The organism is Achromobacter sp. RTa, assembly GCF_000757485.1.
In the GTDB taxonomy this organism is placed as follows: Bacteria; Pseudomonadota; Gammaproteobacteria; order Burkholderiales; family Burkholderiaceae_B; genus Achromobacter.
On the sequence record NZ_JPYO01000045.1, the window covers coordinates 393,564 to 420,096 of the forward strand.

Below are 26,533 nucleotides of genomic sequence, written 5' to 3' on the forward strand. Positions count from 1 at the left end.
GCCGGGCGCAAATCGGGCGGGCGCCTAGGCTGCGCCCAGCTCGGAGTGCGCCCCGCGCCTGCCCTAGCGGGCCTTGCCGCGCGCAGTCTTCCTGGCGCTGGCGCGCGGCGCGTCCTTCGGCGGCGGGGCGACGGCCGCGGCCATCTGCTCCATCCACATCAACGCATCCGTATACGACAGGAATTGCTGCAGATAGCCGGGCGACAGTTCGCGCATCAGCGAGAGCGTCCGGTGCACGATCTGGTTGGAGTTGAGCGGGCCGGCGTTCTTGTGCACCTGCTCCTGCGATTGTCGGACCTGGCGGTCGGCGCTGACGCGCGACCACACGCCGCGGAAGTATTCCAGCACCGGCAGGTCGGGGTAGGCGGCGCGCAGCTCTGCCACGAGGGAGGCGTCGTCCGCGGCGGGCGCAGGGGCGGCGAGGGCGTCGGCCAGTTGCCCGAGCGGCCCGCGCAAGGGGGCTGCGGGCGCGGGGCCGTCCGAGGCGGCCGAGGCGCAGGCGGAATGCGCGGCGGCGCGGTCCAGATCGGCCTCGTAGGCCTGGATCAGCGCCGCCAGCCTGCCGTCCAGGCGCCGTCGGGCTTCGCCGTCGTGAACGGCCGCGCGGCGTTCCATCGCGTCGATGAACTGGAAGCGCGCCGGCGCCAGGCGGTCGGCGCCGCTTTCGCGCCAGGCGTCCAGCAGGGCGCGGACGCCGAGGATTTCCTCGCGGGTCCCGTCACTGCTCACTTGGCTGCCCCGGGTTGCTGGAAGGCCTGGGGATGGGCGTGATCTCGACCCGGCGGTTCTTGGCGCGGCCTTCCTCGTCGGCGTTGGAGGCCACCGGCTGCTCGGAGCCGAAGGCGGCGGCGAACACGGAGGAAGAGGGCACGCCCTCGTCGATCAGCGCGCGCGTCACCGTCAGGGCGCGCTGGGCCGAAAGGTCCCAGTTGTCCGCAAAGCGGCGGTTGCCTTCGCGCACCTGCTGGTCATCGGTGTAACCGCTGACCATCAGGATCTCGTTGTGCGTCTTCAGGTAGGCGGCCAGCGGTTCGATCAGCGTCTTCAGGACCTCGCGGCCCTCGGGCTGCAATTGATCGGAGTTCAGGGCGAACAGCACGCTGCCGCTGATGCCGATGCGGCCGTTGATCAGGGTCACGCGGCCGGCCGCCAGCGGGCCGGCCAGCGCCTGTTCGAGCGTCTCGCGGCGCTGCGTTTCGGCCTGGCGTTGCTTGACCTCTTCCTCGAGCTGGTTCGACAACTGGAGCTGCACGGCGACGACGCTGACGAGGATCAGGACGAAAGCGCCCAGCAGCACCGACATCAGGTCGCCGAAGACGGCCCAGGCCGGGACTGTGGGCTCGACGCCGCCGTCGATGTCCTCGCTCATGCCGCTTCCGCTCCGGCCGTTGCGCGCTGGCTGGCCAGCTGCTGCAGGTTTTCGACGATCTGCTTCTGCGACATCACGCTCAGGTCCACGACTTCACGCGCCTGCGCGACGTAGTAGGCCAGTTGCTCGTCGCCGCGCGCGATGGACTTGTCCAGCGCGGCTTCGATGCGCTGCAGATGCGCCACCAGCTTGTCGTTGGACTCGCCGAAGAGCTGCACGGCCGCGCCGAAGGATTCGCCCAGGCTGGCGACCTCGACGGCGCCGCTGGAGACCTGCGCGGCGACCTCGGCCAGCTTGCCGGTCTCGCTTTCGACGAGGCCGGTGAACTGGGCACCCACGCGGTCCAGCAGGCCGGCAGACGAAGAGACCAGCGCGTCCACGGCCGAGCGCTGCTCGGCGGCCGTGTGATTGACGGCGTCCAGCAAGGTGCCCAGCGTTTCGAGCAGGCGGCTGCGCTCTTCCAGCATGTCGTTGTCGCGCGCCATGCTGTCGGACAGCTTCTGGCGCAGTTCCCCAATGACGTCGGCGGCCGCGCGCGGCGCTTCGGACGCCGCCTGCACCAGGCGGCTGATTTCAGCGATGGTCTCGCTGGCGTGCGCCTGCGTCTGGGACGCGATGTCCTGCGCGGTCAGGGCCAGCGCGTCGCAGATCTGCTGCTGCTGGCTGGCGGTGCTGGCGCCTGCCTGCTCCCATTCGGCGCGCAAGGCGTCGGCCATTTCGCCGAGCTTGCCGGTCCAGGCCGCCAAACGGGCCTCGTCGCCGGAGGCCAGGGCCGCCTGCAGGTCCGAATGCGATTGCTCCAGCGTCCGCAGCAGCGCGGCGGAATGTTCTTCGAAAGCGGCCGCGGCGGTTTCCAGCGCCTGCCGGTTGCTGTCGGCCAATCGTTCGCCGACCTGCTCTTGGCGGGACTGCGCTTCGGTCCAGGCCTGGGTGACGGTGCCGGCCGCCGTTTCCAGCCGGTTGGACACGCTTTCCAGCAGGCTGGCCTGCGTCTGCGACTGCGCGGTGAGGTCCCGCGCGGTCTGGGACAGCGTGTCGCTGATTTCCAGCTGGCGGATGGCGGCCTGTGTGCCGGCCTGCTCCCATTCCTCGCCGAGCCTGGCGGCCATCGCGGCAAGCGTGCCGGTCCAGGCGGCGAGGCGTTCCTCGTCGCGCGAGGCCAGCGTCTGCTGGAGCTGCGCGTGCGATTGGTCCAGCGTGCCCAGCAGGGCCGCCGCATGCCGTTCGAAGGCCGACGCGGCGGCTTCCAGCGCCTGCTGGTTGTCGCTGGCCAGCTTCGCCCCGACCTGCTCCTGGCGGGATTGGGCCTCGGTCCAGGCCTGCGTGACGCTGGCGGCGGCCGTCTCCAGGCGCGCCGAAACGTTTTCCAGCAGGCCGGCCTGCGCCTGCGTCTGGGCGGTGATGTCGCTTGCGGTCTGCGCCAGCGTGCCGGTCCAGGCGGCCAGGCGTTCCTGGTCGCGCGTGGCCAGCGCGTCCTGCAGCTGGGCATGCGACTCGTCCAGCGTGCGCAGGAGCGAGGCCGAGTGCTGTTCGAACGCGGCGGCCGCGGTCTCCAGCGCCGCCTGGTTGCCGGCGGCCAGCTTCTCGCTCACCTGCTCCTGGCGGGCCAGGGCGCTGCTCCATTGGTCGGAAACGCCGCGCGCGGCGGTTTCCATGCGCGCCGCCACGCCTTCCAGCAGCGCGGCCTGGGATTCCGTCCGGGACGTAACGTCGCGCACCGCCTGGGCCAGCGATTCGGTGATTTCCTGCTGGCGGGCCACGGTGTGTTCGCCGGCCTGTTCCCATTGCCGGCCCAGCGCGGCGGTCATGGCGGCGAGCGTGCCGCTCCATGCGGCCAGGCGCTCCTGGTCGCGCGAGGCGAGCGTGGCCTGCAGGTCCGCGTGCGATTGGTCCAGCGCGCGCAGCAACGAGGCGGAATGCTGTTCGAAGGTGGCGGCGGCGGCCGCCAAGGCCTGCTGGTTGTCGCCGGCGAGCTTGGCGCTTGCGGCTTCCTGGCGGGAGAGGGCGTCGGCCCATTGCTGCGAAACGCCGTTGGCCGCGGCTTCCATGCGGGCCGACACGCCTTCCAGCAGGCTGGCCTGCTCGGCCGCCTGCGAGGTGATGTCGCGCACCGTCCGGGCCAGCGTTTCGGCGATGGCCTGCTGGCGGTCGGCGGCCTGTGCGCCAGCCTGTTGCCATTCCTGGCGCAGCGTCGCGCCCATGGCGCCCAGCGTCTCGGACCAGGCCGCCAGGCGCTGCTGGTCGCGCGAAGCCAATTCGGATTGCAGTGCGGTATGCGATTGGTTCAGGGTGCGCAGCAGCGAGGCCGAGTGCTGCTCGAAACTCGCGGCTGCGGCCGTCAACGCCTGCAGATTGTCGCCAGCCAGCTTTTCGCTTGCCTGCTCCTGGCGCGACAGGGCGTGGGTCCATGCTTCGGACATCGTGCCCGAGGAGGCTTCCAGGCGGGCGGAGACGTTGTCCAGCAGGGCGGCCGAGCGCTGCTCGAAGGTCTGGGCAAAGCGGTCCAGCGACGCGCGCAGGTCCTGGGCCAGCGCCTCGCTGGCGCGTTGCTGCCCGGCCAGGGCCTGGTTCCAGATGTCGGCCACGTTGGCGGTCGAGGCCTGGAGGCCGGCCGTCAGGCCGTCCAGTTGCCGCTGCACGGCCTGCGTCACGGTGTCCTGCAGGGAGGCCGTCTCGCGCGACAGGCTCGCCATCGTTGCTTCCACCACGGGCTGCAAAGCCTCGCCGGCGGAGCGCGCGCTGTGCGCCACGCCGTCCTTCATGGATTGTTCCATGACGGCTGCCAGGCGGGCGTACGCGGCCTCGGCCTTGCCCTGGAACGCATCCTGGCTGGCCAGTTGCCGGTCGTTCAGCGACTGGTTCTGGCGGGTCATGCCGTCCATCATCGTCTGCAGCTTATCCACCAGCGCGGGCATGGCATCGGCCTGCCGTTGCATGACTTCGGCCTGCCGCTGGAGCAGCTTGAAGGATTCCTCGCGCTGGTAGCCCTGCGAATACACGCGCAGGGTGGTGGCGGCCTTGGTGTCCAGCCATTGGGCCGCCCGCACGCGGTCGCGGCGGCACAGCGCGGCCAGCAGCCCCAGCATTGCGGAGGTGGCCACGCCGGCGATCGATGTGCCGAACGCGAAACCCAGGCCCTTGACCGGCGCGGCCAGCGACGCCCGGATGGCGGCCAGGTCGGTGGCGCTTTCCAGCGCCAGGCCGGTGCCGCGCAGCGTGACCACCATGCCCAGGAATGTGCCCAGCATGCCCAGCAGCACCAGCAGCCCCACGAGATAGGGAGTAAGCGCCGGCCCGGGCAACCCCGCGCGCTCGCCTTCGATGCGCAGGCGGGCCGCGTTGCGCAGGCTGGGCGCAAGCTGGTCCAGCCAGCTGCCCAGATTGCCCGGCGCCTCCGACAGGCCGGAAAGGGCGCGGGTCAGCGACGATGTCGCCTGCTGGTAGCGCCATAATTCGAATGCGCCCGTGAGGTAGCAGAAGCCGATGAGCAGGGTCACGGCCAGCGCCAGCGGATTGGTGCCGGCATAGCCCAGGCCGATCCAGCCCGCGACGGCCAGGCCGGCCAGGAAAACAACGAAATTGATCAGATATCGGGACATAGTGTCCTTAGTGTGAACAGACCTAGCTGGAGCGAAGGGCGGCAAGCAGCCCCTCGACCGGTTGTAAACGAACGTCCAATTCAGCAAGCAGGACGCTCCGCATATCCTTGCGGAACGTATCCAGCCATGCGCCGGACGCGATCGGCGCGGGCGCGGCGGCGTCTTCGGCCTCGTCGGCGGCTTGCGCGCCTGCCTCGGCCAACGCTGCCGCCTCCGCCTGGCGCAGGCGCTCGAAATGGCTCTGCAGCAGCTTGGGGATGGCGCCCAGCAGGGCGCGCTCCTTGGGCAGCAGGGCGCGGTCCATGATGGCATCCACCACCGCCAGCCGCGTCCACTCGCCGTTGCGGGCCGCGACCATGCCGCGCAGCCGGCTGCGCAGATTGCCCACGCTGGTTTCCATCGTGTGCTGCAACGATAGATAGCGCTGGCGGAAATTCGCGTAGTCGGCCTCGGCTTCGGCCAGGGCCGCCAGCTTTTTCGCCGGCGGCGCCTGCCCCGGCACGGGCCGCTTGGCGGCCGTGGCGGCGGTATCGCTGGCGATGGCGTCGGCCAGCGTGGTCCGGACCCGCTCGCACTCGCGTTCCTCGGCGCTGCTGAACATGCGCGCGCCCGGGGCGATTACCGGCGGCTTGGTATTGAGCGCCGCGGACAGGGCGATCGCGTCCGTCCAGCCGAGCCATTGGCTCAGATGGTCCGAGAGCGATTGCCTGGATTCCGGAACATCGACATCCGTCAGGCGAGTCAGCAAGCGAATGAGCGTCGGGCCGCTTAAACCTGTGCGCTGTGGGGCTTGCAACATACCACCAGAGTCAAAAAGGGGGGAGTTTACACGGTGGCTGGCAGGCGAAGGGCCCCAGGCGGGCGGGAGAGGGCGCTGGGCAGCCAAAAGGGGGCGTATCACCCCCTGGAATGCAATATTGTGACGCCGGGCTACGCCGCGGGCGCCGGCGCAGGGCCGGTTTCCGGGGCAGGCGCGGGCGAATCCAGGCGTTGCGCCAGGAAGTCGATGAAACGGCGCGTCTTGGCAGGCAGCAGGCGCGTTTCGGTAACGGCATGGACCGCAACCGGCCCGAGGCTCCAATCCGGCAGCACGCGCACCAGTCCGCCGGCCTCGCCGCCCAGCGCCGCGATGCCGGCCCCCAGCATGGCCAGTTGCCTGGCCATGCAGGCATCGTTGACGCCGTAGCGCTGGGCCGCCGGCGCCGGGCGCCGCTCACGCCCGCGCTGCAGCAGCCAGGGAGCCGCCTGGCCGGCGCCCAGCCGCAGGCCGATGCAATCGTGGCGTTCCAGGTCGGCGGGAACCTGGGGCGTTCCACGCGCCGCCAGGTAGGCGGGCGAGGCGTACAGCCCGGCCCGCAGCGTGCCGATGCGGCGCGCCACCAGCGAGGAATCGGGCAGCTCGCCCAGCCGGATCGACACGTCGCCGGTGCCGGGCGGCCGGTCGGCGGATTCGGCGCCGGCCACGCCCAGCTGGAGGCGGATTTCCGGGTGACGGCTGCCGAAAGCCACCAGGGCGGGCATCAAGGCGTCCAGCGCATAGGCCGCCGGCAACAGGACGAGCAGCGGGCCGCTCGGGGTTTCCAGCTGTTCGCGCAGCTCTTCGTGGGCGAGCTCGGCTTGCGCCACGATACGGCGGCAACGCTCGAAGTACAGGCGGCCGGCGTCGGTCAATTCCACGCGTCGGGTGCTGCGGTTGAGCAGCCGCAGCCCCACCGCCCGTTCCAGCTCCGCCACGTGGCGCGATACGGTGGACGTCGGGACGCCGAGCGCGGCGGCGGCGCGGCTGAAACTGTGCGCCTTCGCCACTTCGGCGAACAATTCCATTCCATGCAGGCGTTTCATCAGTGGGTCTCCCACGCTCGGCCGGGCAGGGGCCGTGGCGTCAGAATGCGTAGATCACGCCCACGTTGGCGAAAACGTTCGTCTTGCGTTCCGTCAGCGGGCTGTCCCGGGCGTCGCCCACCAGGGTATTGACGCCCAGCGTGGTTACGGCGCTCCAGCGCGTATCGATGCGGTGGGCCCAGGTGCCGAAGAGCGCCACGGACTTGAAGCCGGACGAGGGCGAGTACGTTTCCAGTCCCGCGTGGCTGCGCGCCGCCTGCGACTGCGTCACGCCGAACCAGGTCTGCATGGCGTCGCCGTTGGCCCATTGCGTGCTGGCGCCCAGCGTGACGCGGTTGCTGGTGTCGCGCCATGCTTCATAGGTGGCGCGCAGCTCCAGCGTGCCGCCGTAGCCGCTGCGCGCCGCTTGCCGGTAGGCCGCCATCACCGAATACGGCCCGGGGGACCATTCGATGAAGGCGCCGTAGGTGCCGTGGAAGTCGATGTCGTCCAGGCCCTCGGTCCGGTCGGAATCGTCCGCCTTCCGTCCCAGCGCCATGCCGACGAAGGCGCCGGCCGTCCAATCGGGGGCCAGATCCGTCTTCAGGCCCATGGCGGGCAGCCCGGCGCGCGGGGAAATGAAGAAATGACCCGAGTCGTAGTTGATCAGGGGCACGGGCAGGGCCCGGTACTCGCGCGAGCCTTCGTACACCGGCACGGCTCCCACGCCCAACCCGATGAAGTTGGCGCTGCCGCTTTCGGCGCGGGCATTGCCCGCCAGGGCGGCCAGCAGGGCCGAAGCCACCGCCGGCCCGCTTGCTAAAATCTTTCGCTTCATTCCATTGCTTCCTGTGCGTGTTCGCGGCGGGCCATCAGCCTCGCCGTCCGAGGTCCGCATTGTCGGCATGGGGTTTTAATAATTTTTTAAAGCGGTGCCGGCATCCTCTGGCCTCGTTTGATTGCCTGGGAGCGCCCTTGCGTGTCCTGTTAGTGGAAGACGACGCCATGCTGGGCGACGCGCTGCATACCGGCCTGGCCCAGTCGGGCGCGGACGTGCATTGGGTGCGCGACGTCGCGCAGGCGAAGCTGGCCCTGGTCGAGCATGGCTTCAACGCCGTGCTGCTGGACCTGGGGCTGCCCGACGGCAGCGGCCTGGCGGTCCTGAAGCAGCTGCGCGCGCGCTACGACGCCACGCCGGTACTCATTCTTACCGCGCGCGACCGGCTGAGCGAACGCGTGCAGGGCCTGGACCTGGGCGCCGACGACTACATCGTCAAGCCGTTCCAGCTCGATGAACTGCTGGCCCGCCTGCGCGCCGTCGTCCGGCGCAGCAGCAATACGGTCGTGTCGGCGCTGCGCTGCGGCGACGTGTCGGTGGAGCCCGCGAGGCGGGCGGTGACCCGCGGCGGCGTGGAAATCAGCCTGAGCGCGCACGAGTACCGCACGCTGCTGGCGCTGATGGAGCGCATCGGCCACACCGTCAACCGCGAGCAACTGGAAGCCGCGGTCTATGGCGATAGCGGCGCCATCGAGAGCAATACCGTGGCCGTGTACATCCACCAATTGCGCCGCAAGCTGGGCGAGGGGCTGATCACGACCGTGCACGGCCTTGGCTACCGCATCGAGGCTGCGCCATGAAAACGCTGCGCAGGCAGCTGACGGTCACGCTGCTTCTGACCCTGCTGCTGGCCTGGGTGGCCGTGTTCGCGTTCCAGCAGTACGAAACCACGCGCTCGCAGACGGGCGTGCGCGATCAATGGCTGCATGACGCCGCCAACCAGATGCTGGCGTCGCTGCCCGTCAGTCTGCTGGGCAACGTGGCGCCCACCGAACGCTTCTCTCCCCCCGTTTCCGGCCATGTGGATGGCGACAGGATCAGGTTCCACGTGTGGTCGCTGGCAGACAGCCGGCTGCTGATGCGCTCTCCGGAATCGCCGGCCCAGCCCTTGAGCGGCGGCTTCCGGGACGGCTATGCCGACGTGGCCGCCGACGGGGCCGAATGGCGCGTGTTCGCGCTGACCGACGCCAGCGGGCGCGTGCAGGTGCAGGTGGCCAAGCCCCTGAGCGTATGGCGCGCGGAGTCCCTGTACAGCTTCAAGCGCGGGTTGATCATCGTCTCCATTCTCTTCGTGCTGCTGGCGGCGGTGAGTTGCGCGGTAGTGGGCCGGGCCTTCCGCAAGGTGGACCGCGCGGGAGTGGCCATTTCCCGCCGGGGGCCCTTCGACCTGGCGCCGCTGCCCTCGGCCGGCATGCCGGGCGAATTGCGCCCGTTCATCCAGTCGATCAATCAGCTGCTGCTGCGCGTGAAGGGCGGCATGGACCGCGAGCGCCGCTTCCTGGAAGACGCGGCGCACGAGCTGCGCACGCCCCTGGCCGCGCTGAGCGCGCATGCGGAGCTGGTGGCGCGCAGCGCCGGCAGCAACGAGGCCGCCGCAGCCATTGAGAAGCTGCGCCTGGTCGCGCAGCGCACGTCGCGCCTTTCGGAACAACTGCTGGACCAGGCCCGCACGGACGCCTTGAACGAAAGCGCGGACGCGCCGGTGGCGATCGAACTGGACGCGCTCCTCGTGATGCTGGTGCGGGACCGGGAAATGGACGCCACCCGCAAGCGGCAGCGCATCCAGCTCGACGTTCAGCCCTGCGCGGCCCAGGGGCGGCTCGATGCGATGGGCGTGCTGCTGCGCAACCTGCTGGACAATGCGGTCCGCTATACGCCGGAGGGCGGCCAGATCGCGGTGTCCTGCGGGCCGCTGCCCGGCGGCGGCGCATTCGTGTGCGTGGCCGACGACGGCCCGGGCATTGCGCCGGCGGAGCGCGAGCGCGTGTTCGACCGCTTCTACCGGCCCGCGGGCAGCGCTGGCGGGGGCAGCGGCATCGGCTTGTCGCTGGTGGCGCAGATCGCCGGCCAGCACGGCGCCGACGTGACCCTGGGGCCGGGCCTGCGCGGGGCGGGCGTGGCGCTGTCGGTGGCTTTCCCGCCGGCGGGCGCCTGATAAAGCCGGCCGCCGCGGCCTCGTTCCTGCGCGCCGCTTGATGGTAGATTAGGGTGAACTGGCCCTAATCCCGGTCACCCAGGGGGAGCGGCGAAAGTGGCGGTATGCCCATGGATTTCCTGATCGACTCGGCTGCGCGCGCGCTGGCGGCCGGCGATCCCCTGGGCGCGCTGAATCACATTGCCCTGCGCGGCGACGCGGCCGCGCTCGCCCTGCGGGGCATCGCCATGGCCCAGCTGGGCGACTTCCGGCGCGCGAAAACGCTGTTGCGCTGCGCCGCCCGCGGCTTCGATCCGAAAGATGCGCTGTCACGCGCCCGCTGCGTCGTGGCGGAGGCCGAGATCGCGCTCGTGTCGCGCGAGCTGGCCTGGCCCGAGAAGGCGCTTGAGGCCGCGCGCGCGGCGCTGCAGGCGCACGGGGATCCGGCGAACGCCGCGCACGCCCGGCATCTGCAGGCCCGCCGCCAGCTTCTGATCGGCCGCCTCGACGAGGCCGAGCGCGCGTTGGCCGCGCTGGATCCGGCAAGCCTCGCGCCTGCCTCCCGGGCGGTCCACGAACTGATCGCGGCGGGCATCGCGCTGAGGCGACTGCGCATGCAGCCCGCGCGCGCCGCGTTGGCCCAGGCCGAGCTCGCCGCCGGACACGCCGGCATCCCCGCGCTGATGGCCGAGGTGGAAAGCGCGTCCCTGGTCCTGTCGACGCCGGCGGCGCGCCTGGTCGCGCGCGGCGAGGAACGCCTGCTGCTGCTGGATGATGTCGAAGCGCTGCTGGCATCGGACACCCTGGTCGTGGACGCATGCCGCCATGCCGTCCGCGAGGCGGGCGTCACGGTGCCGCTGGCGAGCCGACCGGTGCTGTTCGCGCTGGCCCGCGCGCTGGCGGAGGCCTGGCCGCACCCGGCGCCCCGCGAGACGCTTATCGCGCAGGCCTTCCGCACGGCATACTTCGACGAAACGCACCGCGCTCGCCTGCGCGTCGAGATCGGGCGGCTGCGCGCCGCGTTGCGACCGGTGGCCGGCATCGTCGCCGCCCGCAACGGCTTTGCGCTGAAGCCGCGGGAGGGGCGGCAGGCCGCGGTACTCGCCCGCCCCGTGGACGACGCCGACCGCGAGCATGGCGCGATTCTGGCTTTCCTGGCCGACGGCGAGGCGTGGTCGAGTTCGGCGCTGGCGCTGGCGCTGAATGCAAGCCAGCGCACGGTGCAGCGAGCGCTCGACGCGCTGGCGGCGGCGGACAAGGTGCAATCCTGCGGGCAGGGGCGCGCGCGGCGCTGGATGACACCGCCCATGCCTGGATTCACGACAACCTTGTTACTCCCGGCGGGGCTGGCGGGCCGCTAGCATGGTGATACCCATACGAGGACACCGACATGAAACGCTCTCAAGCTCAAATCATCCGTGAATATGGCCCCTTTCCCGGCGTGCAAGCCGTGCATGGCGTGACCTACGACGGCCGCCAGGTGTGGTTCGCCGCAGGAGAGAAATTGCTGGCGCTGGACCCGGAAACCGGCGCTACGCCGCGCGAGATCGCGGTGGCCGCCAGCGCCGGCACGGCGTTCGACGGCAAGCATCTCTACCAGATCGCCGACGGGCGCATCCAGAAGATCGATCCCGGCAGCGGCCGGGTGCTGTCCACCATTCCCGCGCCGGGCGCGGGCGAGGACTCGGGCCTGGCCTGGGCGGAAGGCAGCCTGTGGGTGGGCGTGTATCCGCAGCGCAAGATCCACCAGGTGGATCCCGAAAGCGGCCGCGTGCTGCGCACGCTTGCGTCGGACCGCTACGTCACGGGCGTGACGTGGGTGGACGGCGAGCTCTGGCACGGCACCTGGGAAAACGGCGCAAGCGAGCTGCGCCAGCTGGATGAACGGACCGGTGAAGTGCTGCAAAGCATGGAGATGCCCGCGGGCGCCGGCGTATCCGGGTTGGAGTCGGACGGCGCCGCCTGCTTTTTCTGCGGCGGCGGCGAAAGCGGGAAGGTCAGGGCGGTGCGGCGTCCGGCCCAAGAGGCCGGCGATGCGCCCGCAGGCAAGATGCCGGCGGAATCGTCCGCAGGGTAGGCGCAGGATGCGCCGGCGCCTTGCGGGCGCCGGCATGCTTACCAGCGGATCGTATAGGGCCGGTCTCCCAGGCCCCACACGCCGTCTTTCCGTTCCAGCATGATGTGGCGGGTTTGCCACTCGTCCGGCTCATGCTGCGAGGGAAACCCGGATATATGGGGATAAAAAACGGGGTCCGCCGCCCAGTCCGCGGTGGCGCGGTCCAGCCGCCATTCGAACTTCACTGCCGAGACCGCATTGGGATTGTCGTCGAACGGATTCTTGCCCGGCTTTGAATAGTTGAGGATCTTGCCGACCTGCAGGCCGGGGGCGCAGAACTTCGCCGTATAGAGCAGCTTGGACCCCATGAGGGCCTCGCCGTCCGTGTAGTACGCGCGGCCTTTTTCGGTGAGCTCCATGCGGCTGGTGGCGTCCTCGGGCTTCTCGTCCGGTTGCGGAGGCGAGCCGTCGCCGCTGGCGCTGACGCGCTTGACCGTGATGAGCTGGTGCTTGACCAAGCCTTGCACGATCTTGTCCTGCTCTTCAAGGAATGCCGTATAGACATCGGTGGGCAGGGGCCGCACGCCCACGACATTGACGCAGGCGCTGCCCGGCGCATTCGTGGGCGTCGCCATGGCGGCGACCAGGATCTTGTGTATCTTGCCTTCGGTCAGGCCCGGACCCAGCGGAGATTCCTTCCAGGCATAAAACCCCGCGGCCGCGGCGACGGCCAGGCCCAATGCCCAGGCCTTGCGCGGAATCCGGCGGCGGTTGGCCTTGCGCTGCGCTTGATTCATTCCCTTCCTTGCCGATTGAGGTCCCGGGATAGTAACGCCACGCGCGGGAAGGTAGCGCGAAAGCACTAGTGCCCGCGTCTAGGGTAAGTCCTGACATAAAGCTGATTGTCAGCGATTAGTCAGAAAGGTTTAATCAGCACACAGATTTCGCATCATCCGCAGCCCGGTCCCGGGAACGCGCAGCAGGCGTCGCCATCCCGCGTCCACGCAGGAGAAGTAACTACAAGCTGGTCCATGTAGTCCTTTCAGGAGACAACAAGCCATGCAACACGTTACGAAGCCCCGTCGTAAGTTCATCTCTGGCGCCGCTGTCGCTGGCGCCGCCGCGCTGGGATTCCCGGCAGTCACCCGCGCGCAGAATGCCCCGGTTTCCCTGCGTTTCCAAAGTACCTGGCCCGCCAACGACATCTTCCACGAGTTCGCCCGCGATTACGCCCAGAAGGTCAACGACATGGCCGGAGGCCAGTTGAAGATCGAGGTGCTGCCCGCCGGCGCCGTGGTCAAGGCGTTCGACCTGCTGGATGCCGTGTCCGCGGGCACGCTGGATGGCGGGCACGGCGTGGTGGCCTACTGGTACGGGAAGAACACGGCGGTGGCCTTGTGGGGGTCCGGCCCGTCCTTCGGCATGGACGCCAACATGCTGCTGGCCTGGCACGAGTACGGCGGCGGCAAGGAGCTGCTGGTCGAGATCCAGAAAGCCATGGGCGTGAACGTGGTGTCGCTGATGTACGGGCCGATGCCGACCCAGCCCTTCGGCTGGTTCAAGCGTCCGGTCACGAAGATGGAAGAGGTCAAGGGCCTCAAGTTCCGCACGGTGGGCCTGGCCATCGACATGTATACGGCCATGGGCGCGGCGGTCAACGCGCTGCCGGGCGGCGAAATTGTGCCGGCGCTGGACCGCGGGCTGCTGGACGGGGCCGAATTCAACAATGCGTCCTCGGACCTGGCGCTGGGTTTCCAGGACGTGTCCAAGATCTGCATGCTGCAGAGCTTCCACCAGAGCGCGGAGCAATTCGAGATCCTGTTCAACAAGGCGAAGTACGACGCTTTGCCGGAGCACCTTAAGCACATCCTGAGCTATGCCGCGCAGGCCTCCAGCGCGGATATGTCCTGGAAGGCCGCGAACCGCTATTCGCAGGACTACATCAAGCTCCAGAAAGAGCACAACGTCAAGTTCTACAAGACGCCCGACGCGATTCTTCAGCAGCAGCTGAAAATCTGGGACGAGATGATCGCCAAGCGCTCGGCCGAGAACCCCCTGTTCAAGAAAGTGCTGGAGTCGCAGCGCGCGTTCGCCGAACGGGTGGGGCGTTGGCACGGGGATACTTCGGTCAACTTCCGCATGGCCTACAACCATTACTTCTCGCGCAGCAACAAGGCTTGACCCACCCCGTACCCGCTTGCGCGGGCCCCCTCAAGGGGGCGGCACCGACGGACCGGCAGAGCCGGATCCGTGGTGCCCTGGATTGGGTAGAGCATCTTGATTGGGCGGAGCAATCCTGTTGCGCAGAGAACGTCTGCTTGATGGGCTTCGGGTGTCACGTGCCTCGAAAGACTGACACACCTGTCTCCCACGCAGCGCGCCGTCCATCGGTGCGCTGCGGCGCCGTGCGCCTTGACCAGGACGTCAGATGATCCGAATCATACGTTTCATAGACCGTGTTTCCACCTTTGTCGGGCAGGCCTTTGCCTGGTTGATCGTCATCCTGACCTTGCACGTATGCTGGGAGGTGGCCGCGCGCTACCTGTTGAATCAGCCCAGCGCATGGGCGTTCGACCTGCAGATGATGTATTACGGCATCCTCTTCATGATGGCCGGCGCGTACACCCTGGCCAAGAACGGCCACGTGCGCGGGGACATCCTGTACGGATTCCTGCCGCCGCGCGTCCAGGCGGGCCTGGACCTGACCCTGTACATCGTATTTTTCTTTCCCGGCGTGATAGCGCTGGTATGGGCGGGCTGGTACTACGCCGGCTATTCCATCGCGATCCGCGAGCATTCCTCGCTGATGGCCGACGGGCCGCCCATCTATCCCTTCAAGGCCTTCATCCCGATAGCGGGCGCGGTCCTGCTGGTGCAGGGCGTGGCGGAAGTGATGCGCTGCCTGCTGTGCCTGCGGCGCGGCGCCTGGCCTTCGCGCGAAGAGGACGTCGAGGAAGTGGACGTCGACAAGCTGAAGGAGATGGTGCACGTGAAGGACGAGGACATCGCCCGTCTGGACCGCTACGTCACTACCGGGGAGCCTCGCAAATGAAAATCCACAAGGCATTGTGGTTCGGCTTGTCGTGCATCGGGCTGGTCGTCCTGATGATCGTGTTCCTGACGCCCTGGGACCATCTCACCACCGGGCACATCGGCCTGCTGATGCTGGCCCTGATCGTGGTGGCGATCATGCTGGGCTTTCCGACGGCGTTCACGCTGATGGGGATGGGCGTGCTGTTCACATTCCTGGCGTACTACATGCAGAGCTCGGATCCGGGCCGTTCGATCGGGCAGACGCTGGACCTGATGGTGCAGCGCACGTACGCCACGATGACGAACGACTCGCTGATCTCCATCCCGCTGTTCGTGTTCATGGGCTATCTGGTCGAGCGCGCCAACCTGATCGAAAAGCTCTTCCGGTCCATGCACCTGGCGCTGGCGCGCGTGCCGGGCGCGCTGGCGGTGGCCACGCTGGCGACATGCGCGATCTTCGCCACCGCCACGGGCATCGTGGGGGCGGTGGTGACGCTGATGGGCCTGCTGGCCATGCCCGCCATGCTGAAGGCGGGGTACAGCGTGCGGCTGACCGCCGGCGCCATCACGGCGGGCGGCTGCCTGGGCATCCTGCTGCCGCCGTCGGTGATGCTGATCGTGTACGGCGCGACGACCGGCGTGTCCGTCGTGCAGCTGTACGCGGGGGCCCTGTTCCCCGGCATCATGCTGGCGGCGCTGTATATGGGCTATGTGATCCTTGTCGCCAAGGTGCGTCCTTCCATGGCGCCGCCGCTGCCCATGGAGGAACGTGGGGTGCCCTTGTCGCCCGAGTCCGCCGCGCTGGCCTCGGGAGGCCACGTGCGCGCGCTGTCGGGCATGCTGGCGGCCCTGTTCAAGGGGCGCCGCAATCGCGATGTGCCGTTCGGCGCGCTATTGCGCTACATGGCGATGGCGCTGGCGCCGCTGGCGGTAACGGTGCTGCTGGTGGCGGTGGTCTACCAGGCCACGACGCGGCCGGAGGTGGTGTACGACATCCCCGCGGAACTGCAGCTGGGCTCGGGGGATTTCGATTCGGGCCTGAGCGAGCCGCCGTCCGGAGGGCTGGCCGAACCGCCATCGGGCGAGCTGGCCGAACCTCCTTCGAACGAGGCGCCGGCGGCCGGCGGCCTGTCCGAGCCGCCCGGCACGCCCGCCGCTCCGGCCGCCGCGGCAGGCGCTGCCGCGCCCGAAGCGCCTGGCGCTCCGGCGGAGGCGGGCGACAGCGTCGCCGCGCCCATGGGATTCTGGATATTCGCCGGCATATGCGCGGTGGCCATGCTGGTGTTCTATGCGATGCTGACGTGGGCACGCCTTGAAATCTTCAAGATGCTGATGTCCTCGTTCTTCCCGCTGGCCGTGATGATCGCGGCGGTGCTGGGTTCGATCGCCTTCGGCCTGGCCACGCCCAGCGAGGCCGCGGCGATGGGAGCCATGGGCGGCGCGCTGCTGGCGCTGGCGTACCGGCGCCTGAACCTGCCGGTGCTGCGGGAATCGGTATTCCTCACGGCCAAGACCAGCGCCATGGTGTGCTGGCTGTTCGTCGGTTCGTCCATCTTCTCGGCGGCCTTCGCGCTGCTGGGCGGCCAGCGCATCATCGAGGAATGGGTGCTTTCGCTGGGGCTGTCCCAGCTGCAATTCCTGCTGCTGGCGCAGATCATCATTTTCCTCCTGGGCTGGCCGTTGGAGTGGACCGAGATCATCGTGATCTTCATGCCGATCTTCGTGCCGCTGCTCAATACCTTCGGCATCGATCCGCTGTTCTTCGGCCTGCTGGTGGCGCTGAACCTGCAGACGGCGTTCCTTTCGCCGCCGGTCGCGATGTCGGCCTTCTATCTGAAGGGCGTCTCGCCGCCGCACGTCACCCTGAACCAGATCTTCATGGGGATGATGCCGTTCATGGGCATCCAGGTGATCGCGATCTTCCTGCTTTACGTATTCCCGGAAATCGGCCTGTGGCTGCCGACGGTGCTGTACCGCTAGGGCGGGCGGGGTCCGGCGCCAGGGTATGCGCCGGATGCTGTCTCGAGCGGGTACCAGGACCTAGTACGGATGCACCATTGCGGCGGCCTCGCGCCCCGACGTAAGCTTGCCGCTGGTTCGGCTTGCGGGAACCGCCAACCCTCAGAGGCGCCGGCGTCGCGCCAAAGCGAGGCTGCATGGACCGGGCAATCGTACTTGTCGGCGTCAGCCGCACCCAGGGCGACCTGGGCCGGCTGGAAGCGGTTGAAAGCGCCGTGGACCGCATGGAATCGTGGGCCCGGGAACAGGGAATTCCCGAGGACCGCATCGTCCGGCTCACGGATGGCGCGGACCGACCCGTCACGGTGCGGCGGATCTACCGCGTCATCGACCGGCTCATCGGGCTGGATACGCTGGAGCAGTTGATCGTCTATTTCTCCGGGCATGGCTGCATGCTGGGCCGCAGCGAGTTCTGGCTCCTGTCGGAGGCGCCGGCCGACCCGAACGCCGCGGTCAACCTGGAGGTCTGCTTCGACCTGGCGCGGTACGGCCGGATCCCGCACGTGGTGCTCATCTCGGACGCGTGCAGGACCGTCGCGAAAGACGTGCTCCAGAGCCGGATCTACGGCGCCAGCATCTTTCCGAACTTCAACGATGGCCGCTCCGGACGTGGGGTCGATATTTTCTACGCGACCAGCCCAGGCGCGCCCGCGCTCGAATTGCCGGCGCTGGTCGGGGTGAACGAGGTCTATCAGGCGGTCTATACCGAAGTGCTCTGCGATGTGCTGGGCGGCGGCGAGCCGGATCTGGTGGTCGACGGCTTCATCCGGCCGCGGCCCTTGGGCGACGCGTTGATGGAGCTGGTGCCGAAGGATCTGCTCAGGCGCGGCATGCCCGTACGGGTCGGCCAGGAGACGGACGCGCGCATCAGCTCGGGCGATCGCGCCTGGGTCGCCCGCTTCGATATCAGGAAGCCGCAGGGCATGCCCCGCCAGCGTCCGCCGGGGCCCGGGTCGCGCGGCCCGGGCAAGGGGATCGACAGCGAAGCCGGGCGGCCCGAGGACGGAACGCCGGATGACGACACGCCGGAAGACGGGATGCCGCCGCTGCCCGTCGGCGGCCTCGTCGATTACCTGCTCACGCATCCGTCGGACGCCGCAGGCCTGGAGCTTCAGGTTTCGCGCACCTTGTCGGACCCGGCCCGCAGCCTGCTCCGCAGCGTGATCCGCCGCGCCATCGGCGAGGAGCCCGCCTTGCTCGAACCGGGCTTCATCCTGCGCGGCCGCGAAGTCCGGCGCGTGGTGTGCCACGACTACGGCGGCAGGCCGGGATGGCGCGCCGACATGTATCATCCAGCGCCCGGCGCCAGGCTCGAACCGTACACGGCCTGGGAATTCCCCCATCTTTTAAGCCCGGCGCAGGCCTTGCTGATCTTTCGTGACGGCTCCGGCACGTTGCTGCCCGTTTTCCCCAGATGCGCGGGCATCGTGGAGTTCGATGCCGAGGGCGGTTTCGCGCTGCGTTACGAACCCCTGGAAGGGCAAGCCGGCGCGGAGGACCTGCGGGAACTGCGGTGGCTGCGCGCGGCCGTGGCCGAATCCGCCAGGCAGGGGGTCTTCGCGCTCGAGCCGGCCAGCGCGCGGATGCTGGAGGCCCGCATGAGAGGACTCCGCTTCCTGGATCCCGTCCTGGCGCTGCATGCCGCGTACGCCTACCGCGAGATCGGCGAGATCGACCGCATCCTCGCCTTGCAGGACTATCTCTGGCGGAGCCTGGACGTGCGCCTGTTCGACCTGGCGCTGCTGTCGCGAGACCTGCTGCGGGAGGACTATGCGGGGGCCGGGGTCATGCCCGCGGCGCCTTTGCTGTCGACGGGATGGGTGCTGATGGATTCGCTGGGATGCAAGCTGCCGCTGGAAGTGCGCGAGCTGCGCCAGTACGACACCGGCTCGCTGTGGACGCACTACTCGCCGGAAGGGGTACGGATCCTGGAGGCCTGGCTGCAACCGGCGTCCGGCCCGGCGGAGGTGTACGAGATGGAGGCGCCCAGGGCATGAAAGAACTCGTGCTGATCCACGGCCGGTCGCAGCAGGACAAGGATTCGAAGGCGCTCAAGCGCGCCTGGATCGAGGCTTGGGGCAGGGGCTTGGCGGCGGCGGGGCTGGCCCTGCCCATCCCCGAGGAGCGGATCCGCTTTCCGTACTACGGCGACACGCTGCGGGATCTGCTTGAAGGCATTCCCGAAGCGGATGCCGCGAAGATCATCGTGCGCGGCGCCCGGGAAGACGATGTTGCCGCCAGCCTGCTGCTGGGTTTGCTGAATGAATACATCGACGCCTGCGGGATAGGGGACGACGAGATCCGGCGCAATCTTCCGCCCGCCGCCGGTCCGGTTGCGGTCGAGCGCGGACCGCAGAACTGGCGCTGGGTGCAGGCCGTGCTGCGGGCCATCGACCAGCGCGTGCCGGGCAGTGGCGTCCTGATCGGCCTGCTGACCAGCGATGTCTCCCTCTACTTGCGCAACACCAATGTGCGCGGCGCGATCAACGGCGGCGTCCGCCAGGCATTCGAGCGTCCTCGGAACAAGGTGGTGGTCGCGCATTCGCTGGGTTCCATCGTCGCGTACCTGCTGTTGGGGAAAGACGGCAGCGAGGCCGGCTGGCGCGTGCCGGCCCTGATCACCCTGGGATCGCCCTTGGGCATCAAGGCGATACGGGGGCGCCTGGGCGGCGTGCGGCACCCTGACTGCGTGGGCAGCTGGTTCAATGCCCGGGATCCCCGCGATGTGGTCGCGCTGTACTCGCTGGACGAGCGGAATTTCGGGGTTGTCCCTGCCATCGAAAACAAGATCGACGTCGATAATTCCACCAGCAACCGGCACGGCATCGAGGGATACCTGGAAGACCCGGAAGTCGCCAGGCGCATCCATGACGCGCTGATCGCTTGACCGCGTTCAAGACCCCGGGCGAGCGAGCGCGTAGACGGCGGTCTCGCGCTGGTAATGCCGCTCCATGCCCCTGAACGCGAACCCCAGCTTCTCCAGGACCCGGATCGAGCCGAGGTTGCGTGGCCAGGCGACGGCGACCAGTTCGGGCACGTCCAGCGCGCGCCAGGCGTGGGCGCAGAGCTGGCGGCCCGCCTCGCTGGCATAGCCGTGGCCCCAGGCATCGCGGCACAGGCGGTAGGCGAGCTGGATGCTGCCGGTGCCTTCCAGCGGCGTGAGGCTGATCCAGCCGACGGTCCGGCCTTGCACGACCACGGCCCAATGCCCGATATCCGTCGGCGGTTCGCGCAGCCAGGCCAGCAATTCCTGGCGCCGGGCCTCGGTGGCTGGCTTGACGCCCGTGCTATGGCGCATGACTTCAGGATCGGACTCCATGGCGAGAATCATGGGCACGTCGTCCGTGCGCAGGCGGCGCAGGATCACGCTGGCGGATAGGGTGGACATGGGCGGTATCGAGAGGCAGGGGCAACGGCCATGATAGCGGGTGGGCCGACGTTCCCACGCTTGTGTGAATATGGTTAGGCGCCGTATTATATCCGTTCTGTCATTTCTGGAGCGCCTTCCATGCAGGACGCGCAACCCATGCTGGAGCCCAAACACCGCGCACTGCTGGGCGTGGCGGCGGAGCGAGGCCTGCCTTCGGCCGACGGGATCGGCCTGTGTTTCCAGCTGCTGTCACTGGCCGGAGCCATCGACCGCGACTGCGCCGCCAGGCTGGCGCCGCAGGGCCTGTCCGAAGGCAAGTTCGTGCTGCTGTTTCTGCTGCACGAGCAGGCCGATGGGATGGCGCCGCATGAATTGGCCGAAGGCGCCGGCGTCACGCGTGCCACGGTCACGGGGCTGCTGGACGGCTTGGAGCGCGACGGCTTCCTGTCGCGCCACGCTGGCAAGGAGGATCGCCGCAGGATCAGGGTGAAGCTGACCGCCAGGGGCAGGACGGCGGCGGCCCGGCTGTTCAAGGACCACACGGACTGGATCGGCTCGCTATTCGCGGACCTGGACGATCCGGACCGGGCGCGGCTGCGCGGGCTGCTGGCGCGGATCTGGCGGGCCACCGACGCGGGCCGCGCCGCCACTCGGGAGAGGCAATCGTGAGCAAGGCAAAGCCGCTGGCGCCCAAGCCCGCGGGCAGGGGAGTCAAGGACATCGCCCGGGAACGCCTGGCGCAACTCAACGCCGGCGAGCCGGCCGCCACCCTGACCGAATGCCTGGCCGTGGATTTTGCCGCGCTGATGCAGGTCGTGGCGCCGCAGGTCGGCGCCGACGCGATCGGCACGATGCGCGCGCAGGCCGGGCTGGGAATTTCGCGGCGCATGGCGCTGGCGGCGTACATCCTGGGCGAACGGCTGGGCGCGGAGGGTTTCGAGCAGCTGAAGTCGCATCGCTCGGACACCGTGCGCGGCTGGGCCTGCTTCATGGTGGGCGCCATGCCGGAGATGGCGTTGCGCGAACGCCTGGACCGGATTCGCCCGCTGGCCGACGACGCTCACTTCGGCGTGCGGGAATGGGCCTGGCTCGCGGTCCGTCCGCACCTGGCGGCCGAGCTGGGCGAGGCGTTGCAGTTATTGCGGCCCTGGACGGGCGACGCTTCCGAGCGGATCCGGCGCTTTGCGAGCGAGTCTTTGCGCCCGCGTGGGGGCTGGTGCGCGCACATCGCCGCGCTGAAGTCGGATCCGGGCATGGCGCTGCCCATTCTGGAGCCGCTGCGGGCGGACCCGGCCGTGTACGTGCAGGATTCGGTGGCGAACTGGCTGAACGACGCCAGCAAGGACCGTCCGGACTGGGTGCGCGGCGTGTGCGCGCGCTGGTTCGCGGGCAAGCCTTCCGCCGCGACCGAGCGCATCTGCAAGCGCGCCCTGCGTTCCATCGGTCCGTGAATCGGGCCGGCGCTTCGGCGGTCGCCGATCGCCTGCCTTCCAATTCGGTATAGTCGTTCCAGCCCGCGGGTCGCCCGCGGCACCGCGGCAGAGTCCGCGCACAACAGTCCAAAGGACGGGCATGGAAGAGACGACACTGAACTGGGCATCGCTGGTCGATGACCTGAACAAACTGCTGCGCCTGAAAACCACGGTCATCGGCATGAAGCTCTACGAGCGTGTAGAGGACATGGCGGCGGTGAAGGGCTTGCGGCGTCCGCAGGCCACGCACACTACCGACCAGATCGTGGGCATGGCGGCCCGCCTGGGATGGACGGTGGGCATCACGGGCGACGACCTGGTCGGCGCGCAATGCCGCGCGGTGATCGGGCTGGGCCCCCAGGACGAGGCCTGGAAGAGCGGCAAGGACTACGTGGGCGTCTGGCACGCCACGCCGGAAGACGCCCGCGCCCGCCAGGAGGCGCTGTCCTGTGTGCCGGCGGGCAAGTACCGCGGCATGGTGGTCTCGCCCCTGGCCTCGGGCCGGCTGGATCCTCCCGACATCTGCCTGGTCTATGCCACGCCGGGCCAGATGATCATCCTGATCAATGGCCTGCAATGGAAGAACTACCGCCGCTTCGACTGGAGCGTGGTGGGCGAGACCGCCTGCGCGGATTCCTGGGGCAGGGCGCTCGCCACGGGCGAGCCCAGCCTGTCTTTGCCCTGTTTCGCCGAGCGCCGCTACGGCGGCGTGCCGGACGAAGAAATGCTGATGGCCATGCCGCCGCGCTATCTGCCGATCGCGATCGAAGGCATGAAGGCCCTGTCGGCCAATGGCTTGCGCTATCCCATACCGCCCTACGGCATCCAGAACGACGTGCGCGCCGGGATGGGCGTGAGCTACGCGCAGCCGGCGTCCAGGCCCTGATGGGCCCCGGCCCGCAGCGCGGCTGCCAGCACGCGGGCAGCCGGCCCCAGGGGCTGGTCGATGCGGTGCGCCAGATAGGTTTCGGTGGCCACCTGGCTGCCCCGGCCCAGGCTGTCGGTGGGCAGGCGCAGCAGCCGGCCCTCGGCCAGGTCGCGCTCCACCTGCCACAGCGGCAGTCGGCCCCAGCCCACGCCCGCCACGATCAGGGCGTGCTTGACGTCCTGGCCGCTGACGCGGCAGGTCTGCGGCGACAGCACCGCGAAGTCTCGGCCTTCGGTCAGCGTGGAGGGATCCGTTTGCACGATCTGGACGTGGTCCGCAAGCTCCGGCGGGCTCAATGGCGCGTCCGCGGCCACGTGCCGCGCCAGCGCGTGCCCCGCGCCCACGACCGCCACCATCTGCACGGACGACAGCGCCTGCATGACGATGCGCGGGTGGCGGAAATGCTCGCCGGCGATGACGCCCAGCGTGTGGCTGCGCGTCAGCAGCGCTTCCACCGGTCCGCCCAGCGGCAGCACGGAGACCCGGGCGGCGACGGACGGATAGGCCGCGCGCACGGCGTTCAGGGCCGCGCCGACTTCCGCGATCGGAAACAGGGTGTCCACCGCCAGGGACAGCTCCAGTTCCACGCCTTCGCCCAACCCCTGGGCGCGGGCGCGCATGGCGTCCACGCGCAGCAGGATGTCGCGGGCGTTGGCCAGCAGCGCCGCGCCCTGCGGCGTCATCACGGGGCGATGGCCGCTTCTGTCGAACAGCGCCACGCCCAGCTCCGATTCCATATTGGCGATGGCGTGGCTGACGGCCGACTGCACGCGCGACAGGCGGCGGGCGGCCGCGCGGAAGCTGCCGGCATCGGCCACGGCCGCGAACACGCGGAGCTGGTCCAGGGTGAGGGCGTCTAGCATCGTGCCGCCTGATCTATTCAATCGATCGTTTTCATCACAAGATTATCACTTACGGGAATCGGTCCGTCCTGGCATGCTGGCGGGGTTTCGAACGAGGGGAGATCAGAATGGGCAAGGAAGGAACGCGCTGGCCGGCGGTGCTGGCCATCGTGGGGGCGGGCGTGGTGGCCGCGCTGCAGGTTGGCAAGCTGATCATCGCCGCGCCGCTGCTGCGCAAGGACCTGGGGCTCGACCTGGCATCGATCGGGGCGCTGGCCGCCGTGTTCTCGGTCCTGGGAATGTTCGGAGGGATCGCGGCGGGCGGCGTGATCACCCGCTACGGCGCGCGGCGCATGCTGCTGGCCGGGCTGGCGACCACGGCGGCGGGCGCCGCCATCGGAGCCATGGCGCCGGCCTACGGCGTGCTGCTGGCCTCGCGCGTGGTAGAGGGCCTGGGTTTCCTGATGATCACGGTGGCGGGGCCCGCGGCCCTGCAGCGCATGGTATCTGCCTCCAGCCGCGACTTCGCGTTCGCGCTCTGGAGCTGCTACATGCCCGCGGGCATGGCGATCGCGATGCTCGCGTCGCAGGCCTTCGTAGACTGGCGAGCCTATTGGTGGTGCGCGGGCGCGGCGGTGATCGTGGCGCTGGCCTGCGTGGCGCTGTTGGCGCCGGCCACGCAGGCCGGGCCGCGCCTGTCGTGGCGGGGCCTGCGGCAGGACACGGTGGATACCGTGAGCGCGCCGGGGCCCGGACTGCTGGCGTTGTCGTTCATGCTCTACAGCCTGATGTTCTTCGCGCTGTTCACGTTCCTGCCCATTCTGCTGACCGAACAGCTGGGCCTTTCGCTGACCACGGCCGGCCTGTACAGCGCGATCGCAAGCGCCGCCAACGTGATCGGCAACCTGGGCGCGGGCGTGCTGCTGGCGCGCGGCTGGCGGCGGTCCACGCTCATCGCCTGCGCCAGCGTGGCGATGGGCGTGGTGGCGCTGCTGATCTTCCGCTCGGTGCTGCCCGCCATGCCGACCTTCCTGCTGTGCGTGCTGTTCTCGGCGGTGGGCGGCCTGATCCCGGCGACGTTGCTGGGCACCGCTCCCTTGGTGGCTCCGCGCGCCGGTTTGACGGCGGCGTCCGTGGGGCTGGTGATGCAAGGCAGCAACCTGGGGCAGGTCATCGGCCCGCTCGCGGTGGGCGGCGCGATCGACCGCTACGGCTGGTCTGCGGCCTCCTTCATCGTGGCGGCGGCCGGCCTGGGCGGCGTGGCGCTGGCGTGGCGCCTGCGGCGATTGAAGGGCAACGGGCTGTAGGGCAAGCCTCCCATCGCCCGGCTGTCATGCGGCGGGCATATCATGGAGGTCCCTTTTCCTGGAGCCGCCATGCATACGCCTGCCCCCCGCCTGGTCATCTTCGATTGCGACGGAGTCCTGATCGATAGCGAGATCATCGCGGCGCGCGCCCAGTCGCGGGCCCTGGCCGTCCACGGCATCGCCATCACGCCCGAAGAGGCGGCGCGCCGCTTCGCCGGCATCCCCGACGCGGACATGTGGCGGACGCTGCAGCAGGAGAACGCGCGCAGCCTGCCGGACGGATTCGCGCGGCAGTATGCCGACAGGCTGGAAGCCACGTTCCGCCAGGAACTGCGCGCGCTGCCCGGCGCGGCCGAGACGGTGGCGGCGCTGCGCGAACGCGGCGTGCAGGTCTGCGTGGCCTCCAGCAGCATGCCCGCGAAGCTGGAAGCGGCATTGAAGATGGTGGGCCTGTGGGACGCCTTCGCGCCCAACGTCTTCAGCACCGCGCAGGTGGCGCACGGCAAGCCGGCGCCGGACGTGTTCCTGTTCGCGGCCCGGCGGATGCAGACAGCTATCCTGGATTGCGTGGTGGTCGAGGACAGTGTGCCCGGCGTGCGCGCGGCGCGCGCCGCGCGGATGCGCGCGGTGGGCTTCGTGGGGGCCTCGCACAACGGGCCGGACCAGCGCCAGCGGCTGCTGGACGAAGGCGCGTCCGAGGTCATCGACGATCTGCGCCGCCTGCTGGAGATCGTCTAGGCCTGTTTACGCTGATCGGAGCTGCGCACGGGCCAGGCTCAGGCTGCGGCGGACTGCGGTTCGGGCTTGACCCGCACGGCGCGCAGCACTCCGATCATCAGGCAGGCGATCCCGGCCAGGGTCAAGGGCTGCGGCATCTGCCCGCGCAGGATGAAGGCGTAGGCCAGGGCCGCCAGTGTTTCGAACACGATGAGCTGCCCGGCCAGCGCGGTCGGCAGGCGCTGGCTGGCCTCGTTCCAGCACAAGGTGCCCAGCCACGATGCGAACAGGCCGATGATGGCCATGAGGCCCAGGAAGACCTCGGGCCGAGGACCCGCCGGCATGGGAAACGCGCTGCCGGCCGCCGCCATGCCGCCCCACAGCACGGCATAGCCCGCAAGGGCCAGGGGCAGGGTGGCCACACCCTGGGCGGTGGCCCAGGTGCGGGGGCTGCGGTCGGGATGCGCGCGCAGCCAGTCCGCATTGCGCAGCGGATACCAGGTCCAGCAGGCCACCGCGCCCAGCGCCAGCAGGCCGCCGATGGCGTAGCGCCGCAGGTCGGCGCCGTCATCCTGGCTCAGCGCCTGCAACTCCACCCGGTTGACGCAGGCGATGCCCAGCGCGATCAGCGCCAGCGACGGCGCCAGCCGCTTCCACGGAAGTTTCCCGTCGCGCCGCGCGTTGCGCAGATTGGCGCTGATGGCGATCACCACGGGCAGGGTGCCGATGAGCATGGTGGGCAGCGGGCCGCCCGCGCGCTGGATGGCGCTGGCCAGGCACAGGTAATACAGCAGGTTGCCGATGGCGGCGAGCTTCAGCGCCTCGATCCAGTCGGCCCGGCTCAGTTGGCGCAGGGCGTGGCGGTCCAGCCAGGCCAGGGGCAGCGCGATCAGGCCGAACGCCAGGTAGCGCGCCACCGACTGCAGCGCCGCCGGATATTCCGGCAACAGCAAAGGGCCCACGAACACCAGCCCCCACATCAGGCCGGCGGCCAGGGCGTAAAGGGTTCCAGCCCACATACGAGTCGC

24 protein-coding genes are annotated in these 26,533 nt (G+C 69.4%); 14 read left to right on the forward strand and 10 right to left on the reverse strand.

The genetic code is table 11. From position 1 onward, the window contains the following. Positions 1-63: 63 nt before the first annotated feature. The 6 genes from JL37_RS26080 to JL37_RS26105 all read right to left on the reverse strand — a co-directional run bounded on the left by JL37_RS26080 (position 64) and on the right by JL37_RS26105 (position 7,627). Complete coding sequence (locus JL37_RS26080) at positions 64-729, reverse strand: DUF2894 domain-containing protein (RefSeq protein ID WP_052097606.1); 666 nt, start codon at positions 727-729, stop codon at positions 64-66. Beyond that, a complete protein-coding gene (locus JL37_RS26085) occupies positions 719-1,369 on the reverse strand; it encodes an OmpA family protein (protein WP_043547893.1) in 651 nt (216 codons plus the stop codon). The genes JL37_RS26080 and JL37_RS26085 overlap by 11 nt, the downstream gene beginning before the upstream one ends. Continuing rightward, the gene (locus JL37_RS26090) at positions 1,366-4,968 is read right to left on the reverse strand and encodes a DUF802 domain-containing protein (protein ID WP_043547894.1); all 3,603 of its coding nucleotides are present in this window, start codon (positions 4,966-4,968) and stop codon (positions 1,366-1,368) included. Before JL37_RS26090 ends, JL37_RS26085 begins: the two co-directional genes overlap by 4 nt. A 22-nt stretch (positions 4,969-4,990) precedes the next feature. After that, positions 4,991-5,767 (reverse strand): DUF3348 domain-containing protein, encoded by a 777-nt coding sequence (locus JL37_RS26095; RefSeq protein ID WP_043547895.1) that lies wholly within the window; start codon positions 5,765-5,767, stop codon positions 4,991-4,993. A 131-nt stretch (positions 5,768-5,898) separates the two neighbouring features. After that, the gene (locus JL37_RS26100; protein WP_081955213.1) at positions 5,899-6,810 is read right to left on the reverse strand and encodes a LysR family transcriptional regulator; all 912 of its coding nucleotides are present in this window, start codon (positions 6,808-6,810) and stop codon (positions 5,899-5,901) included. Positions 6,811-6,850: 40 nt separating this feature from the next. Beyond that, positions 6,851-7,627, reverse strand: a complete 777-nt coding sequence (locus JL37_RS26105) for a MipA/OmpV family protein (RefSeq protein WP_052097607.1) — start codon at positions 7,625-7,627, stop codon at positions 6,851-6,853. Positions 7,628-7,764: 137 nt separating this feature from the next. On the opposite strand from JL37_RS26105, the gene JL37_RS26110 reads away from it, so the two are divergent. The 4 genes from JL37_RS26110 to JL37_RS26125 all read left to right on the forward strand — a co-directional run bounded on the left by JL37_RS26110 (position 7,765) and on the right by JL37_RS26125 (position 11,838). After that, a complete protein-coding gene (locus tag JL37_RS26110) occupies positions 7,765-8,427 on the forward strand; it encodes a response regulator transcription factor (RefSeq protein WP_043547898.1) in 663 nt (220 codons plus the stop codon). Then, complete coding sequence (locus tag JL37_RS26115; RefSeq protein WP_043547900.1) at positions 8,424-9,782, forward strand: ATP-binding protein; 1,359 nt, start codon at positions 8,424-8,426, stop codon at positions 9,780-9,782. The genes JL37_RS26110 and JL37_RS26115 overlap by 4 nt, the downstream gene beginning before the upstream one ends. Positions 9,783-9,892: 110 nt before the next feature. Beyond that, a complete protein-coding gene (locus tag JL37_RS26120) occupies positions 9,893-11,122 on the forward strand; it encodes a hypothetical protein (RefSeq protein ID WP_043548238.1) in 1,230 nt (409 codons plus the stop codon). Between the two features lie 29 nt (positions 11,123-11,151). Next, the gene (locus tag JL37_RS26125) at positions 11,152-11,838 is read left to right on the forward strand and encodes a hypothetical protein (RefSeq protein WP_043547901.1); all 687 of its coding nucleotides are present in this window, start codon (positions 11,152-11,154) and stop codon (positions 11,836-11,838) included. A 38-nt stretch (positions 11,839-11,876) separates the two neighbouring features. Here JL37_RS26125 and JL37_RS26130 read toward each other — a convergent pair whose 3' ends face one another. Further along, positions 11,877-12,614 carry a hypothetical protein gene (locus tag JL37_RS26130; protein ID WP_043547902.1) on the reverse strand — a complete coding sequence of 246 codons (738 nt, stop codon included), beginning with the start codon at positions 12,612-12,614 and terminating at the stop codon, positions 11,877-11,879. Positions 12,615-12,876: 262 nt separating this feature from the next. Between JL37_RS26130 and JL37_RS26135 the strand changes: the two genes are divergently transcribed. From JL37_RS26135 to JL37_RS26155, 5 genes are all read left to right on the forward strand, one after another. Further along, positions 12,877-13,998, forward strand: a complete 1,122-nt coding sequence (locus tag JL37_RS26135) for a TRAP transporter substrate-binding protein (protein ID WP_043547903.1) — start codon at positions 12,877-12,879, stop codon at positions 13,996-13,998. 247 nt (positions 13,999-14,245) lie between these two features. Then, complete coding sequence (locus JL37_RS26140; RefSeq protein ID WP_043547905.1) at positions 14,246-14,869, forward strand: TRAP transporter small permease subunit; 624 nt, start codon at positions 14,246-14,248, stop codon at positions 14,867-14,869. Beyond that, on the forward strand, positions 14,866-16,830 hold the full coding sequence (locus JL37_RS26145; protein WP_043547907.1) for a TRAP transporter large permease subunit: 1,965 nt from the start codon (positions 14,866-14,868) through the stop codon (positions 16,828-16,830). The genes JL37_RS26140 and JL37_RS26145 overlap by 4 nt, the downstream gene beginning before the upstream one ends. 176 nt (positions 16,831-17,006) lie before the next feature. Next, entirely contained in the window at positions 17,007-18,866 is a 1,860-nt protein-coding gene (locus JL37_RS26150) for a hypothetical protein (protein WP_043547908.1), read from the forward strand. Further along, entirely contained in the window at positions 18,863-19,756 is an 894-nt protein-coding gene (locus JL37_RS26155; protein WP_043547909.1) for a hypothetical protein, read from the forward strand. Before JL37_RS26150 ends, JL37_RS26155 begins: the two co-directional genes overlap by 4 nt. A 6-nt stretch (positions 19,757-19,762) precedes the next feature. On the opposite strand, the gene JL37_RS26160 is transcribed toward JL37_RS26155, so the two are convergent. Next, entirely contained in the window at positions 19,763-20,257 is a 495-nt protein-coding gene (locus JL37_RS26160) for a GNAT family N-acetyltransferase (protein ID WP_043547911.1), read from the reverse strand. A gap of 120 nt (positions 20,258-20,377) precedes the next feature. On the opposite strand from JL37_RS26160, the gene JL37_RS26165 reads away from it, so the two are divergent. The 3 genes from JL37_RS26165 to JL37_RS26175 all read left to right on the forward strand — a co-directional run bounded on the left by JL37_RS26165 (position 20,378) and on the right by JL37_RS26175 (position 22,597). Continuing rightward, positions 20,378-20,908, forward strand: coding sequence for a MarR family winged helix-turn-helix transcriptional regulator (locus JL37_RS26165; protein ID WP_043547912.1), 531 nt, complete (start codon positions 20,378-20,380; stop codon positions 20,906-20,908). After that, entirely contained in the window at positions 20,905-21,690 is a 786-nt protein-coding gene (locus tag JL37_RS26170) for a DNA alkylation repair protein (RefSeq protein ID WP_043547915.1), read from the forward strand. Before JL37_RS26165 ends, JL37_RS26170 begins: the two co-directional genes overlap by 4 nt. A 121-nt stretch (positions 21,691-21,811) precedes the next feature. Further along, positions 21,812-22,597, forward strand: coding sequence for a DUF169 domain-containing protein (locus JL37_RS26175; protein WP_043547916.1), 786 nt, complete (start codon positions 21,812-21,814; stop codon positions 22,595-22,597). Here JL37_RS26175 and JL37_RS26180 read toward each other — a convergent pair. Continuing rightward, positions 22,570-23,502 (reverse strand): LysR family transcriptional regulator, encoded by a 933-nt coding sequence (locus JL37_RS26180; RefSeq protein WP_043547917.1) that lies wholly within the window; start codon positions 23,500-23,502, stop codon positions 22,570-22,572. The two genes, JL37_RS26175 and JL37_RS26180, sit on opposite strands and share 28 nt — an antisense overlap. Positions 23,503-23,609: 107 nt before the next feature. On the opposite strand from JL37_RS26180, the gene JL37_RS26185 reads away from it, so the two are divergent. Further along, a complete protein-coding gene (locus JL37_RS26185; protein ID WP_043547918.1) occupies positions 23,610-24,788 on the forward strand; it encodes a CynX/NimT family MFS transporter in 1,179 nt (392 codons plus the stop codon). 69 nt (positions 24,789-24,857) lie between these two features. After that, positions 24,858-25,526, forward strand: coding sequence for an HAD family phosphatase (locus JL37_RS26190; protein ID WP_043547919.1), 669 nt, complete (start codon positions 24,858-24,860; stop codon positions 25,524-25,526). Between the two features lie 38 nt (positions 25,527-25,564). On the opposite strand, the gene JL37_RS26195 is transcribed toward JL37_RS26190, so the two are convergent. Next, positions 25,565-26,524, reverse strand: coding sequence for a DMT family transporter (locus JL37_RS26195; protein WP_043547920.1), 960 nt, complete (start codon positions 26,522-26,524; stop codon positions 25,565-25,567). Positions 26,525-26,533: the final 9 nt, after the last annotated feature.

Coding starts and splice junctions, on each gene's coding strand:
- JL37_RS26085 (WP_043547893.1), bottom strand. CDS start 1,369: ATGAGCGAGGACATCGACGGCGGCGTCGAGCCCACAGTCCCGGCCTGG.
- JL37_RS26155 (WP_043547909.1), top strand. CDS start 18,863: ATGAAAGAACTCGTGCTGATCCACGGCCGGTCGCAGCAGGACAAGGAT.
- JL37_RS26135 (WP_043547903.1), top strand. CDS start 12,877: ATGCAACACGTTACGAAGCCCCGTCGTAAGTTCATCTCTGGCGCCGCT.
- JL37_RS26140 (WP_043547905.1), top strand. CDS start 14,246: ATGATCCGAATCATACGTTTCATAGACCGTGTTTCCACCTTTGTCGGG.
- JL37_RS26165 (WP_043547912.1), top strand. CDS start 20,378: ATGCAGGACGCGCAACCCATGCTGGAGCCCAAACACCGCGCACTGCTG.
- JL37_RS26190 (WP_043547919.1), top strand. CDS start 24,858: ATGCATACGCCTGCCCCCCGCCTGGTCATCTTCGATTGCGACGGAGTC.
- JL37_RS26100 (WP_081955213.1), bottom strand. CDS start 6,810: ATGAAACGCCTGCATGGAATGGAATTGTTCGCCGAAGTGGCGAAGGCG.
- JL37_RS26195 (WP_043547920.1), bottom strand. CDS start 26,524: ATGTGGGCTGGAACCCTTTACGCCCTGGCCGCCGGCCTGATGTGGGGG.
- JL37_RS26180 (WP_043547917.1), bottom strand. CDS start 23,502: ATGCTAGACGCCCTCACCCTGGACCAGCTCCGCGTGTTCGCGGCCGTG.
- JL37_RS26160 (WP_043547911.1), bottom strand. CDS start 20,257: ATGTCCACCCTATCCGCCAGCGTGATCCTGCGCCGCCTGCGCACGGAC.
- JL37_RS26115 (WP_043547900.1), top strand. CDS start 8,424: ATGAAAACGCTGCGCAGGCAGCTGACGGTCACGCTGCTTCTGACCCTG.
- JL37_RS26175 (WP_043547916.1), top strand. CDS start 21,812: ATGGAAGAGACGACACTGAACTGGGCATCGCTGGTCGATGACCTGAAC.
- JL37_RS26095 (WP_043547895.1), bottom strand. CDS start 5,767: ATGTTGCAAGCCCCACAGCGCACAGGTTTAAGCGGCCCGACGCTCATT.
- JL37_RS26130 (WP_043547902.1), bottom strand. CDS start 12,614: ATGAATCAAGCGCAGCGCAAGGCCAACCGCCGCCGGATTCCGCGCAAG.
- JL37_RS26150 (WP_043547908.1), top strand. CDS start 17,007: ATGGACCGGGCAATCGTACTTGTCGGCGTCAGCCGCACCCAGGGCGAC.
- JL37_RS26120 (WP_043548238.1), top strand. CDS start 9,893: ATGGATTTCCTGATCGACTCGGCTGCGCGCGCGCTGGCGGCCGGCGAT.
- JL37_RS26185 (WP_043547918.1), top strand. CDS start 23,610: ATGGGCAAGGAAGGAACGCGCTGGCCGGCGGTGCTGGCCATCGTGGGG.
- JL37_RS26125 (WP_043547901.1), top strand. CDS start 11,152: ATGAAACGCTCTCAAGCTCAAATCATCCGTGAATATGGCCCCTTTCCC.
- JL37_RS26105 (WP_052097607.1), bottom strand. CDS start 7,627: ATGAAGCGAAAGATTTTAGCAAGCGGGCCGGCGGTGGCTTCGGCCCTG.
- JL37_RS26145 (WP_043547907.1), top strand. CDS start 14,866: ATGAAAATCCACAAGGCATTGTGGTTCGGCTTGTCGTGCATCGGGCTG.
- JL37_RS26090 (WP_043547894.1), bottom strand. CDS start 4,968: ATGTCCCGATATCTGATCAATTTCGTTGTTTTCCTGGCCGGCCTGGCC.